The organism is Streptomyces sp. D2-8, assembly GCF_023184515.1.
In the GTDB taxonomy this organism is placed as follows: domain Bacteria; phylum Actinomycetota; class Actinomycetes; order Streptomycetales; family Streptomycetaceae; genus Streptomyces.
Map to the genome: position 1 here is coordinate 80,898 of NZ_JAAHBP010000032.1, position 12,745 is coordinate 93,642.

Consider the following 12,745-nt stretch of genomic DNA (forward strand, 5'->3'; position numbering starts at 1 on the left):
CCCCCGGATGCGCCCTTCCCGGACAGCAACGACGCATCCGGCCCGCACCCCGTCCCCACCCCTGGCCCGCACTCCCAGCGGGCGAGCCGCACACCCGCCGCCCGAAGCCGCGCGGCCCGACCGGGAGGTATCCCCGACCATGAGCGACCCCCGCACCCTCCCCCAGCCTCCGGCCGGGGCCGGCCGCACCGTCCTCGTCATCGGCGGGGGCGCCTCCGGCAACGCCGTCACCATCCTGCTGCGCCGTGCCGGTGTCGCCGTGGACCTGATCGAGGCCAAGCCCGACTGGAACGCCACCACCGGCTCCGGCATCACCCTCCAGGGCAACGCCCTCAGAGTGCTGCGCGAGCTGGGCGTGTGGGATCGGGTGAGCGCTTCCGGCTTCGCCTTCGGCCAGCTGGGCGTGACCGCCCCGGACGGCACGGTCCTCTTCGTCGCCGACGACATCCAGACCGGCGGCCCCGACCTGCCCGCCACGCTCGGCATGCAGCGCCCCCAACTGCAGCAGATCCTCATCGACGCGGTCCGCGCCTCCGGCGCCACCGTGCGCCTCGGCACCACCGCCGAGACCCTGGAGCAGGACGCCGACGGCGTCTCGGTGCGCTTCAGCGACGGCACGGAAGGCCGCTACGACCTGGTGATCGCCGCCGACGGCCTCAACTCGGCGACCCGCGCCGCGATCGGCATCGCCGACAAGCCGGAACCCACCGGAATGGCCATCTGGCGCATCGCCGCTCCCCGCCCCGAGGGGCTGGAACGCACGGACCTGGCGACCGGCGGCCCGGCGTACATCGCGGGCTACTGTCCCACCAGCGAGGACACCATCTACGCCTACGTCGTCGAGGCCAACCGTGAGCGCGCCTCGATCCCGCCGGAGTCCTACGCCGACGAGATGCGCAAACTCGCCCAGGGCTACGGCGGCCACTGGCCCGAGATCGTGCAGCACATCGAGGACCCGGCCCAGGTCAACTACACCTGGTTCCACCGTCTCCTGGTGGAGGGCCCCTGGCACCGCGGCCGGGTCGTGCTCGTCGGGGACGCCGCCCACTGCTGCCCGCCCACCTTCGCACAGGGCGCTGCGATGTCCCTGGAGGACGCCCTGGTCCTCGCCGAGCTGCTCACCGCCCGGGACGACTGGGACGACGGGCTCTTCACCGAGTACCACGACCGCCGCCTCCCCCGCGTCGGCATGGTCGTCGAAGCCTCCTGCCGGCTGGGCCAGTGGCATCTCGACGGGGTGCGCGACGCGGACGTGCCCGGACTGACCCACCGCACCCTGAACGCGCTCAAGGAACTCCCGTGACCGAGCCCGAGTCGATACCGACGATCGACGTCCACGCCCACCTGCTGCTGCCTGAGGTCGAGGAGGTTGTGGCCGGCCGGACCGGCCTCGCACAGGCCCGTGACCTCGACGCCCGTCGCAACGGCCCGGCGGCCCTGGCCGTGAGCGGCCCCATGGTCGGCGCGCGGGTGCCGAAACTGACGGACGTCGCGGTCCGGCTGGCGGCGATGGACGCGCAGGGCGTGGACATCCAGCTGGTCAGTCCGTCCCCGTCCCACTACCACTACTGGGCCGATCCGCAACTGGCGGAGAAAGTCCGCCGCTTGGCCAACGAGGGCACCGCGGCGCACTGCGCGAAGGCACCCGACCGGCTGCTCGGTCTCGGGCTGGTCCCCCTCCAGCATCCGGATCTCGCCGTCGAGTCGCTCGACCACGCGCTGGCCCAGGGACTGCGGGGCGTGGAGCTCTCCTCGCACGCCCCGAGCCCGGGCGGGACCCGGGAGGTGGAGCTCTCCGACCCGCGTCTGGCACCGTTCTGGGCTCGCGCGCAGGAGACCGGCGCACTGGTCTTCCTGCATCCGTTCGGCTGCACGCTGGACGATCGCCTGGACCAGTGGTACCTGTCCAACACCGTCGGCCAGCCCACCGAGAACGCCGTCGCACTCTCCCACCTGATCTTCTCCGGCGTCCTGGACCGTCATCCGGGCCTGCGGCTGATCGCGGCGCACGGCGGTGGCTATCTGCCCACCCACATCGGCCGGTCCGACCACGCCTGGCGGGTCCGCCCGGACGCTCAGGGCTGCGCACGGGAGCCGAGCAGCTATCTGCGGCAGCTGTACTTCGACTCCCTCGTCCACGACCCCCAGGTCCTGCGGGAGCTGCTTCGGGCGGCCGGCCCGGGGCGGGTCCTGCTCGGCTCCGACTTCCCCTTCGACATGGGCACCGAGGACCCGCTGGGCGCATTGCGCGCGGCGGACCTGCCCGACGCCGACTTCCACTCCGTCCGCGGCGCGAGCGCCGCGGCCCTGCTCGACCTCTTCTGAGGAGGAACCCCCCATGAGCAACCGCCTGCTCACGCATCTGCGGCACGTCGACCTCGCCGTTCCCGACTACGACAAGCAGCTCGAGTTCTACGCCGGCGTCTGGGGCCTGACCAAGGTCGAAGAGGACTCCGGCATCTCCTTCCTGGCCGCCGAGGGCTCCCCCGAGCGGTATGTGATCCGGCTTCGCCAGGCCGAGGAGAAGCGCCTCGACCTGGTGTCCTACGGGGCCGCGAGCGCGGCGGACGTGGACACGCTGGCCGAGGAACTCCTCGCCGGCGACGTTCAGTTGATCTCCCAGCCGGGCACGGTGGACACCCCCGGAGGGGGATACGGCTTCCGCTTCTTCGACGTCGACGGGCGCACCATCGAGGTCTCGGCCGACGTGGAGGTACGGCAGCACCGCAGGATCGAGGAGAACGAGGCGATCCCGGTCAAGCTGTCGCACGTCGTGCTCAACTCCCCGGATCTGAACAGGACGCGGGAGTGGTACCAGCGCCACCTGGGCTTCCGTCTCTCCGACACGCTGCACTCGCCGCACATGGGCGAGGTCATGCACTTCATGCGGATCTCCAACCAGCACCACTCGATGGCCATCGCGCAGGGCCCGCACACCGCCCTGCACCACGTCTCCTTCGAGATGCGCGGCCTGGACGAGTACATGCGCGGCTCCGGCCGCGTGATGCGGGCCGGCGTCCGCAAGATCTGGGGTCCGGGCCGTCACATGGCCGGCGACAACACGTTCACGTACTTCCTCGACCCGCACGGCAACACCGTCGAGTACACGACCGAGCTGGAACTCCTCGACGAGGACACCTGGCACCCCCACGTCTACGACTTCTCGCAGCCCGAGGTCACCGACCAGTGGGGCACCGCGAACCCGATGAACGAACTGATCGCCAAGGAGTCGTTCAACGACGTCGACCACGGCGTCTTCGTCGCCCCGCCGGTCTGACCGGCAGCCGTCCCCAGTCGCCGGGGGCGCGGCAGCCCTGTCACGCCCTGACTCCCCGCCGCGCCCCCGGTCCAGCTCCGCCCACCCTTCTGCCTCCCCTGCGACTGGACCCAGCCATGCGTTTCGCCACGTACGAGTACCGCAACCGACGCCAGGTGGCCGTCGTCGCAGGGGACGGCACGCTCTTCCCCCTTCCCGGTGTCACCTCACTGACCGGCCTGCTCGCCGAGGGCGGCGCGTTGCCCGAACTGCTCGACGCGGGCTCCGCGATGCTCGAGGTCGCGGCCGGCCCGCATGTCTCCCAGGTGCGGCTGCTGCCGCCGCTTCAGCCGCCCACCGTGCGGGACTTCGTCACCTTCGAGGAGCACGTCGAGGGCGTACGGCGGTCCGTGGACGGGGCGGCGGGGGTGCCGGAGCAGTGGTACGCGGCCCCGACGTTCTACTTCACCAACCCGTACGCGGTGTACGGCCCGTACGACGAGATCCCGGTGCCGCCGGGGTCGCGTGTCCTCGACTTCGAGCTCGAGGTGGCCGCCGTGATCGGCAAGGAGGGCCGGGACCTCACCCGCGAGCAGGCCCGCGAGCACATCGCCGGCTACACCGTCTTCAACGACTGGTCCGCCCGTGACCTGCAGTCGGCGGAGATGAAGGTGGGCCTGGGCCCCTGCAAGGGCAAGGACACCGCCACCACGCTGGGCCCGTACCTGGTCACCGCCGACGAGCTGGAGAAGTACCGGGACGAGGACGGCTTCCTGCGCCTCGCGCTGACCGCCGAGATCAACGGCGCCGTGGTCGGCAGGGATCTGCTGTCCAACATGAGCTGGACCTTCGAGGAGATGGTCGCCTACGCCTCGCGCGGCACCTGGGTGCGCCCCGGCGACGTCCTCGGCTCCGGAACCTGCGGCAACGGCGGCTGCCTCGCCGAGCTGTGGGGCGTACGGGGCAAGCAGGACCCGCCGCCGCTGAAGCCGGGCGACACGGTGAGTCTCTCCGTCGAGGGCATCGGCAGTGTCTCCAACACCGTGGTGGCCGGCTCCGCCCCGCTGCCCATCCCCTCGGGCCGGCGCCGCTCCCGGGAGCGGCCGTGACCGACCTGCCTCCCAAGGGTCCTCGGCGGGGTCGTCGTGGTCAGGGGCGCGGCCGCCGGCCAGGGCGGCTCCGCGGAGACCGAGGTGCTGCCCCGTGAGGGTGCCCGGGTGAGCGCCACGGCCGTGACCGAGGCACCAGGCTGCCGCCGCCCCGCCAGTCAGATCAAGCAGCGGCGACCAGCGGGGCGATCGCCGCTCCGGCGCCGCTCAAGGCCCCGCCGGTAGTTCGCTGCCGCCCCTTGCTCGCAACGGCTGAGGCGGCACCCGCGCGTGTCCAGCCGCTGAGGCACCGCCTGAACGGACCTTTCCCCGTGACTCGGGCAGGACCCGGCCCGACTCATCGGCATGACTGCCGGGCCGTGTCCTGCTGAGTCTCATCCAAGGGCCGTCTTGGACTCAGCCGCCGCTCTTGCGCCGGAACGACCGCTGATGGGCGGCCGGGCCATGCGTGCCGCGGACCTTTGACGTATCGGTGTTCGCAGCGAGGTCGGCGGCGTCCGCCTGCATACCGCGCTTGCGCGCCAGGGCTTCCCGAAACTTGCGCTTCAGGTCGTAGTTGCCGTCCTCGTCGGGCGAGAGGGCAGGGCTCTCGGCGTCAGCCGACTCCGAACCTTCTTGTGAGGGAGACTCTGCGGCCATGGTGACCTCCTGGGCTCGGGTGCTGGAGAGCACAGCTTGTCATGCCGAACACCGCATGAGGCGCCGTCACCATCACGCAGGCCGCAATCAAACAGAGGGCAAGCGACACACCCGGGCGGCCTTCAATGGCCAACTCGACCTGCGAGGGCTACATCGCCGTCGCTTCCCCGGCCACGGGCACCGGCCTGCCCGCCGGGTTCGCCACCGGCGACGTCGTCGACCACACCTGCCACCAGGCCATCACCGGCGCAGTCGCAGCCCCTGGACATCGCTTCTCATAGGGCGCTTGGATCTTCAGGCCTTCGCTCGCGAGAGGTAGAGGCCTTGCCCCGGGTCAGAGGGTCATGAAGGGCGAGTGCTCGATGAGCAGGAGCTTGCGCAGTGACGTGCAGATGCGCGACAGGACTCAGCGACGCGGCGATGCGGGTACAGACATGACTCCCCCAGCAGCGGTAAGGTACGCCTAGTTGCGTACCTCCAGGAAGGTACGCAACTAGGCGTACCTTGTCGAGGGGTGGAGTGATGACGGCAAGCGAGTTGGCGCACCCTCGCGCCGAGGAGTTGCAGGTGGGGCCCATCCTTTTGGCGCTCGCTGACGAGAACCGGCGTCGGGTCGTGGCCGAACTGGCCGAACGGCCAGATGAAGAGCGGCTGTGTGCTTCCTTCGACCTACCGATGGGCAAGTCCAGCCGCACCCGTCACTGGCGAGTACTGCGCGAGGCGGGCTTGGTGTATCAGCGCGACGCCGGGAACGGTCTCTACATGCGCCTCCGCAAGGAGGACTTGGACCACCGCTTCCCGGGCCTGATCCAGGCCGTAATCGCCGCAGGCCAAGCGCGCTGAACTGCGTCAACGCGCTACAAGACGGCGATAGCCGATGAGGGCTGCGGCGAGAGCGGATGGGTGCCTGAGCCTGTTACGAGGGCGGATCCGTGCCCTCCTCCTCGCATGGCTACTTCTTGTCAGACGTTACCGTCAGAAGCCGAAGCGGCATCCCATCCAAGCACGCGGTGGATGTGAGCAGTCTTCGGGTAGGAGGCGTCGGTCCCGGAGCGAGGGCCGATCTCAAAGAGGTCGATCATCAAGAAGAGCGGGTAGCCGGGAGACTGAGGAACCCTTTTCATCATCATGCCCTCGCAGCCGATGCGCGTGCCAGACGGTCCCCAGACAGCTGTCCAGGTGTGGGGCTTCGACGACCTATACACAGCGCGAGTTGTGACGCCGGAGACGTATGCGTGAAAGAGAATTGCAGGATTGCCCCTCGGCCGACCCGGGCGACCGCCGCTGTCTCGTGGAGAGGTCCTGCACATACGCACGCTCTCCCGTCTGGGGATAGACGTCCGGTCGGCATCGACCCGTCGATCCCGATCACGGCCACCGCACCCTGTCAGGTCCAGGCGTCACCCCCAACCGCGGCGCGGGCGCGACGCGCGGTGTGGTCTCGTCGGTGTTGTGGCCGGCGGCGCCTGCGCCGGGCCGCCCGCCGACGGTCCTTTGCCCCTCGCTAGGGTCTGCAACTGAGTACATGGGAAGCGCAGTCAGCGAGGGCGGAAGGGTGAGGGCGCATGGACCGGAGTGAGGATGACATCCTGGCCGATGAGCTCGCTGCTCTCGCTGCTCGTACTGGGGGTGGCGGTGGCTTGACCCGGTTCGTGGCCAAGCTGATGAAGAAGAACGTTCACGAGATCGACTTGGTCGTCGCCTTGCCATTCGAAGATGCCGTCAAGCGCGTCGCCAAAGTGCTCGAACAAGCAGGGCGAACAGTCGGCCCCGTGCCTGAACCTGGTGAGGATCGGCGGACGATCCGTGTCGTTGCCAGCGGTGGGTATGGCGGCCTGAACCCTGTCGTGGTTACTGCACTGGTGACGAGGGGCGACGCGTCCAGCTCGGATGTCAGGCTTCGTGCGGCCGCCAAGGAGGGCTTGATCAAGCAGCGAGCGGGCGAGCGGACCGCCACAAGTCTTGCTGCGTTGCTGGCCACGTAGCCCACTACGCATGACGGGAAGGTGCCGGTCCCTTGGTTCTGCGAGGCCGCCCGCCTGGTCAGGATGAGAGCCGCCCTGTCCTGTCTGGCCTCAATCACGAGTACTGACGTCAGTTGTTCACGGTTTGGGAGTCACTCCGAACCACGGACGGGTGATGTTCAGGAGTTCGACGTCGGCGGGGTACATGGCCAGGCCAGCATCGAGAGTGCTCCTGATGAAAGACCCTGTCCTGCCGCAGATGTCGACGGTCGAACCGTACACCGCGATCCGGCGCGACCCCGCGACGGCATGAGGATAAGGGGGAATCGCGCGCAAGTGCGAAGACCGCCCTCGGGCGGACCACGGTCATCACGGGCGGCGGCTAGATGATTGATTCCAAGGGGTCGGCGAGCGTAGGCGGCCTGCGTTCAGCGGGGGTGACGTTTCCGGCTGGCCTTCTGCGTGGGTGCGCCCCAACATGACGTCCGTTTCCTGCCAGCAACCGCCCGTGTGTCGATCCAGCATGGGCACATGACCAGATACACCGTGCCCCCCGTTGACACAGCCGTCCTGAAGGAATTGCGGGTTGTCGACGACGCGGGCCGTGCCTGCGCCTCGTACATCGCGACCGGCGACGACGTTGGCTCGCCGCTGCGCTGCTGCCTGCGCCCCATCACGCTCGGCGAGCGGATTGCCCTGGTTCCGTACGCCTCGTCGCGTCGCTGGGCCGCCGCGACGGGGCGCAGATCCGGGCGCGTACGACGACCAGGGTCCCGTCTTCATCCATGCCGACGACTGCGGCGGGTTCACCCCCCGCGAGAACTACCCATTCGCTCGGCCGGGCGCACTACGTAGCGTGCGCCGCTATGACGCCCGGGGCCATATCGCAGGTGGTCGCCTTCTGGAGATTCCGGCCGACGCCACGACTGGCTTCGATGCAGCCTTCGACGATGCGTTCAACGATCCGGACGTGGTGCTCCTACACGTCAGGGCACTGGAATACGGATGCTTGCACTTCGAGGTGCGACGGCCCTCCGCCAAGGAGCAGTAGCAGCCGTACCCACGTGAATGATCGACCTCAAGGGATCGGCTGCGCGCATGGGACGAGGGCGTCCAACGTCAGTTTATGAAGAGAGAGTTGGACACCCTCGCAACCGCACTCTATGTGAAGACCGACGACCTGCTGAAGGCGTCTCCGCATCTCGCGCCATGGCGTCCGGCCGTGGGGATCGCCCCGAAGCTTGCTGACGCCGAGCTGGTCACACTGGCGGTGATGCAGGCCATGCGACCTGGCCGGATGGGCCGAGTACGGGTACTGCGCCAGTCACATCCGCTTCTTCTGGGGCCTGCGGCTGCACCTGGTGTGCACCCCCAGGGCCTGCCCGTCGCCTTCGCGCTGACCGGAGCAGAAGCCGACGAGCGCGAGACTCTGCTGGACCTCCTCGCTGCCGAACCCGGCCTGGTTGCCGACCGGCCCGGACAGACGCTGATCGGCGCCAGGAACTACTTCGGAAGGGGCTTCGAGCAGGAGCTGCCGAGCAGAGCATCCGGCTGCTGCGGCCAGCCCGTCGCAACGCAGTCGAGCGGTGCGTGAACAAGTGGAAGCAGTTCCGCGCGGTGGCCACCCGGTTCGACAAGCGCGACTACATCTTCAACGGCACCCTGACCATCACCGCAATGATCATCTGGCTCCGCGACACCGTCGGGCCTTGACCCTTGATCCTGGACACACGAGACACTGGATCCTGAGGATCTGAGAACGGACATCTCGTGGTCATGAAGAACTATCCGCCGCAGTTCAAGGCGGACGCGGTCGCGCTGTATGAGTCGCGGCCCGAGGCGACGATCAGGCAGGTCGCCGCCGATTTGGGGATCAACCCCGAGACCCTGCGGAACTGGGTCCGAGCGGCCGGTGCGAGCCGGCCCCGGGGGCGCCGGACGGAGGTGCCTGCCGAGCCGCCGACGCCGTTGGAGGCGGAGAACGCCGCTCTGCGGAAGAAGGTCCGTGAGCTGGAGGAAGAGCGCGAGATCCTGCGGAAGGCGGCGAAGTATTTCGCCGGGGAGACGCGCTGGTGAACCGCTTCCAGTTCGTCGCCGACCATCAGCGCCGTTACGGCGTGAAGCGGCTGTGCACCATCGTGGGCATCGCCCGCTCCAGCTTCTATTACTGGCGTCGGACGGCCGCGGATCGGGCCGTCCGGCAGGCGGCCGACGCCCGCCTCGCCGCCCGGATACGGGCCGTGCACCGCGAGTCGGACGGCACCTACGGCGTTCCCAGGATCACGGCCGAGCTCCGCGAGGCGGGCGAGCGCGTCAACCACAAGCGGATCGCGCGGTTGATGCGGGCCGCCGGTCTGGCGGGCGTGCGCCTACGCCGCAGGCACCGCACCACGGTCGCGGACCCGGCCGCGGCGAAGGCCCCGGATCTCATCGGCCGCGACTTCACCGCGCGTGAGCCGAATACGAAGTACGTCGGCGACATCACCTATCTCCCGCTGGACGGCGGGAAGTTCCTGTATTTGGCCACCGTCATCGACCTCGCCTCACGCCGCCTGGCCGGCTGGGCGATCGCGGACCACATGCGCACCGGCCTCGTCATCGACGCCCTGTCCGCCGCCGAACGGACTCGCGGCAGCCTCTCCGGGGCGGTCATACACACCGATCACGGAGCCCAGTACACCAGCCGGGCCTTCGCCGACGCCTGCCGACAGACCGGCGTCCGCCAGTCCATGAGCGCGATCGGCAGCTCGGCGGACAACGCGCTCGCCGAGTCCTTCAACGCGACGTTCAAACGCGAGACTCTTCAGGGCCGAAAGCACTGGTCCAGCGAACGCGAAGCCCGTCTCGACGCGTTCCGCTGGCTGCACCGCTACAACACCCGACGCCGTCATTCCCACCTCGGACAACGGAGTCCCATCGCCTACGAGGCAGCACTCGACACAACATCAACTACCCTGGCCCAAGCCGCATAGCCCGTGTCCAAGATTCCGGGTCAAGGCCCATCAAGCCGGGCCGTCCGCCGGTGTGGACGCGACGGCAGCTGATAGACGGCATTCGGTGGCGGACCCGTACCGGTGCTCCCTGGCGTGATGTGCCGGAACGCAACGGGCCCTGGGAGCGGGTCTACGACCTGTTCCGGCGCTGGCAGCGCGATGGCACCTGGGCCAGGTTCGTCACTCAGCTCCAAGCTCAGGCGGACGCGAAGGGCCTGATCACCTGGGACGTGAATATCGACTCCACCGTCTGCCGGGCCCACCAGCACGCCGCCGGGGCCTCGAAAAGGGGGATCTGCAAAAGGAACCGCCCTGCGGCATTGCCGTTGAGCCGGCCGACCATGGTCTCGGACGTTCCCGAGGCGGCCTGACCACCAAGATCCACCTTGCCGTCGAGCAGGGGCAGAAGCCGCTGAGCGTCGTGATCACAGCCGGCCAGCGGGGTGACTCGCCGCAATTCGAGCCGGTCCTGGAAGCCATCGGGGTACCTCGCCTTGGTCCGGGCAGGCCCCGCAGGCGGCCGGACCGGGTGCGGGCCGACAAAGCGTACGACTCCCGCCGCAACCGGGCCTACCTGCGCAGACGCGGGATCAAGGCGACCATCCCGGTCCCCGCCGACCGCGTCCGCAACCGCCAGAAGCTCGGTGCCCGAGGCGGTCGGCCGCCGAAGTTCGACAAAACCGACTACCGCGAGCGGCATGCCGTCGAGTGCGGGATCAACCGCCTCAAGCGCCACCGGGCCGTGGCCACGAGATACGACAAGCTCGCCGTCCGCTACGAGGCGACCGTGTTGGTTGCAGTCCTCAACGAGTGGCTGTGACCAGCACCTTCCCAACAAACCCTAGTCGACCCTGACCACGTACTTGCCCCGCACACCGCCCGCCTCCAGCGCCCGGTGTGCGGCCGCTGTCTCTTTCAGCGGGAAGACCGTGTCCACCGCCGGCCGCAGCTTCCCCTCTGTCACCTGGCGGGCGAGGTCGTCGAAGAGCGCACGTTCGGGGTTGCCGCTGAAGAAGCGCACCCGGCCGCGTCCGTGGACGGCGCTGGCCGCGATGTAGCCCAGCGAGGCGGCGGGCCGCGTCAGGTCGAAGGCGATGGTGACCATGCGTCCGCCCGGCTTCAGCATCCGCCGTACGGTACGCAGGTCGGTGCCCACCGTGTCGAGGACCACGTCGAACAGTCCCAGTTCCGCAGGGGACACGGTCCGGTGGTCGACGGCGTGGTGGGCACCGAGCGTACGGACGAAGTCGAGGTTGGCAGCGCGGGCCAGGGCCGTGACCTCGGCACCGTACGCCTGTCCCAGCTGGACGGCGGCGTTGCCGACGCCGCCCGCCGCGCCCCGTACAAGCAGCCGTTCGCCGGGGCGCAGTGCGGCCTTGTCGCGGAGGGCCGTGACGGCCGTGGTGGCCACCGGCAGCGCGGCAGCGGCCACGAGGTCCAGTCCGTCCGGGACCCGGCCGAGCCGCTCGGGCCGTACCGTCACGTACTCGGCGGCGCTGCCGAATCCGGAGCTGCGGCCCAGGACGCCCCACACCTGGTCGCCGACCGCTACGCCGGTCGCGCCGGTGCCGAGTGCGGCGATCTCGCCAGTGAAGTCCAGCCCGATGCGCTGCGGGAACTTCCGGCCGGTGACGAGGCGGGCCCGACCGGAACGGGCCGCCAGTTCGCCGCCGTTCACGCTGAACGCGCGCACGCGCACGAGGACCTCGCCGGGTGCCGGTCCGGGACGTGGCACCCGGCCCACATACAGCACCTCGGGGCCGCCGAAGCGGTCGAACAGTACGGCTTTCATCGTGCGGTCGTCCATCGTTGCGTTCTCACCTTCGCCACCAGTGGCCGTGCGGGGGATCGTGGCGCCGAGCGTAGGCTGGCAAGCGGACGAGATCGTCCATTTGACCGGAGGTGAGAGACAGCGGTGGGGGAATCCTCTCGGATCGCGGGGCAGGACAGTCTGCGGGCGGACGCCCGGCGCAACCGGCGGCGCATCCTTTCGGCTGCCCGCGTGGTCTTCGCCGAGCACGGCATCGACGCGCCCATGGCGACCGTGGCCCGGCGGGCGGGGGTCGGCGTGGCGACGCTGTACCGGCGTTTCCCGACGCGGGACGCCCTGGTGCGGGCCGCGTTCGCGCACCAGATGGACACCTGTGCTCGGACGCTCACCGAGGCGCTGGCCGACCCCGATCCGTGGCAGGGCTTCCAGCGACTGGTCGAGACGGTCTGCGAACTACAACGGGAGGAACGGGGCTTCCCGGCCGCATTCGTCGCGGCCTTTCCGGACAGCACGCGAGAATACGCGCGGGTACGGGAACAGGCCGAGCAGGACTTCATGACCCTGGTCCGCAGGGCTCAGGCGGCGGGCGTGCTGCGGGCCGACTTCCACCCCTCCGACATTGCCGTGGCCTTGTTGTCCCACTGCGGTCTGGTCACCGCATTGCCGGGTGACCGTGCGGCGTCCCGGCGTCTGGTGGCGTACTTGCTCCAGTCGTTCCGCGCCGAGGCGGCCCACGGAGCGCTGCCAGCGCCGAGCGCACTGTCGCTGCGCAGTCTTCCGCTCGCAGCCCACGGCTCCCAGGGACAGCGGTCCTCCGGAACCTGATACGAAGCGGCGCCTGCCGTGTGGCCGCCCTTCGGGCGACCGCGCCACTTTCGCAACAGGCCCTAGCTTGATCTTTAACGTCCGACGTCGAATGGTGCGTCGAACTTGATCACCCGGTCCGGTAATCGCCGTACACGGAAGCGGCCTTCGGCTGAACATGTGCTCCGACCAAGGAACACACACGTCCA

The 12,745-nt window shown here is 69.4% G+C and carries 11 protein-coding genes and 3 pseudogenes; 12 read left to right on the top strand and 2 right to left on the bottom strand.

What is annotated here, in order from left to right; genetic code table 11:
• The first annotated feature begins 139 nt into the window (after positions 1-139).
• From G3I77_RS38015 to G3I77_RS38030, 4 genes are all read left to right on the top strand, one after another.
• Positions 140-1,303, top strand: coding sequence for an FAD-dependent oxidoreductase (locus tag G3I77_RS38015; RefSeq protein ID WP_248511413.1), 1,164 nt, complete (start codon positions 140-142; stop codon positions 1,301-1,303).
• Positions 1,300-2,325 carry an amidohydrolase family protein gene (locus G3I77_RS38020; RefSeq protein WP_248511415.1) on the top strand — a complete coding sequence of 342 codons (1,026 nt, stop codon included), beginning with the start codon at positions 1,300-1,302 and terminating at the stop codon, positions 2,323-2,325. The genes G3I77_RS38015 and G3I77_RS38020 overlap by 4 nt, the downstream gene beginning before the upstream one ends.
• A gap of 13 nt (positions 2,326-2,338) precedes the next feature.
• Positions 2,339-3,277, top strand: coding sequence for a VOC family protein (locus G3I77_RS38025; protein WP_248511417.1), 939 nt, complete (start codon positions 2,339-2,341; stop codon positions 3,275-3,277).
• A gap of 116 nt (positions 3,278-3,393) precedes the next feature.
• A complete protein-coding gene (locus G3I77_RS38030) occupies positions 3,394-4,365 on the top strand; it encodes a fumarylacetoacetate hydrolase family protein (RefSeq protein WP_248511419.1) in 972 nt (323 codons plus the stop codon).
• A gap of 396 nt (positions 4,366-4,761) precedes the next feature.
• Here the strand turns inward: G3I77_RS38030 and G3I77_RS38035 are convergent, their stop codons facing one another.
• On the bottom strand, positions 4,762-5,004 hold the full coding sequence (locus tag G3I77_RS38035; RefSeq protein ID WP_248511420.1) for a DUF5302 domain-containing protein: 243 nt from the start codon (positions 5,002-5,004) through the stop codon (positions 4,762-4,764).
• A gap of 143 nt (positions 5,005-5,147) precedes the next feature.
• Here G3I77_RS38035 and G3I77_RS38040 point away from each other — a divergent pair.
• From G3I77_RS38040 to G3I77_RS41355, 7 genes and pseudogenes are all read left to right on the top strand, one after another.
• Positions 5,148-5,255 (top strand): annotated as a pseudogene (locus tag G3I77_RS38040) (thioredoxin-disulfide reductase); the annotation flags it as partial.
• Positions 5,256-5,526: 271 nt separating this feature from the next.
• Complete coding sequence (locus G3I77_RS38045; RefSeq protein WP_248511422.1) at positions 5,527-5,847, top strand: helix-turn-helix transcriptional regulator; 321 nt, start codon at positions 5,527-5,529, stop codon at positions 5,845-5,847.
• A gap of 722 nt (positions 5,848-6,569) precedes the next feature.
• Complete coding sequence (locus tag G3I77_RS38050; RefSeq protein ID WP_248511426.1) at positions 6,570-6,989, top strand: hypothetical protein; 420 nt, start codon at positions 6,570-6,572, stop codon at positions 6,987-6,989.
• 510 nt (positions 6,990-7,499) lie between these two features.
• Positions 7,500-8,019: pseudogene (locus tag G3I77_RS38055) on the top strand (DUF1203 domain-containing protein).
• Between the two features lie 75 nt (positions 8,020-8,094).
• Positions 8,095-8,681 (top strand): annotated as a pseudogene (locus G3I77_RS38060) (transposase).
• Between the two features lie 57 nt (positions 8,682-8,738).
• Positions 8,739-9,940, top strand: a protein-coding gene (locus tag G3I77_RS38065; protein WP_374388387.1) for an IS3 family transposase whose coding sequence is annotated in 2 segments (ribosomal slippage) — positions 8,739-9,030 and positions 9,030-9,940 — 1,203 coding nt in all. Because the reading frame shifts where the segments join, the coding sequence is not laid out codon by codon here.
• Positions 9,937-10,781, top strand: a protein-coding gene (locus tag G3I77_RS41355; RefSeq protein WP_374388392.1) for an IS5 family transposase whose coding sequence is annotated in 2 segments (ribosomal slippage) — positions 9,937-10,300 and positions 10,300-10,781 — 846 coding nt in all. Because the reading frame shifts where the segments join, the coding sequence is not laid out codon by codon here. The genes G3I77_RS38065 and G3I77_RS41355 overlap by 4 nt, the downstream gene beginning before the upstream one ends.
• A gap of 21 nt (positions 10,782-10,802) precedes the next feature.
• Here G3I77_RS41355 and G3I77_RS38080 read toward each other — a convergent pair.
• Positions 10,803-11,768, bottom strand: coding sequence for an NAD(P)-dependent alcohol dehydrogenase (locus G3I77_RS38080; RefSeq protein ID WP_248511432.1), 966 nt, complete (start codon positions 11,766-11,768; stop codon positions 10,803-10,805).
• Between the two features lie 108 nt (positions 11,769-11,876).
• On the opposite strand from G3I77_RS38080, the gene G3I77_RS38085 reads away from it, so the two are divergent.
• Positions 11,877-12,557, top strand: a complete 681-nt coding sequence (locus G3I77_RS38085) for a TetR/AcrR family transcriptional regulator (RefSeq protein WP_248511434.1) — start codon at positions 11,877-11,879, stop codon at positions 12,555-12,557.
• The last annotated feature ends 188 nt before the right edge of the window (positions 12,558-12,745 follow it).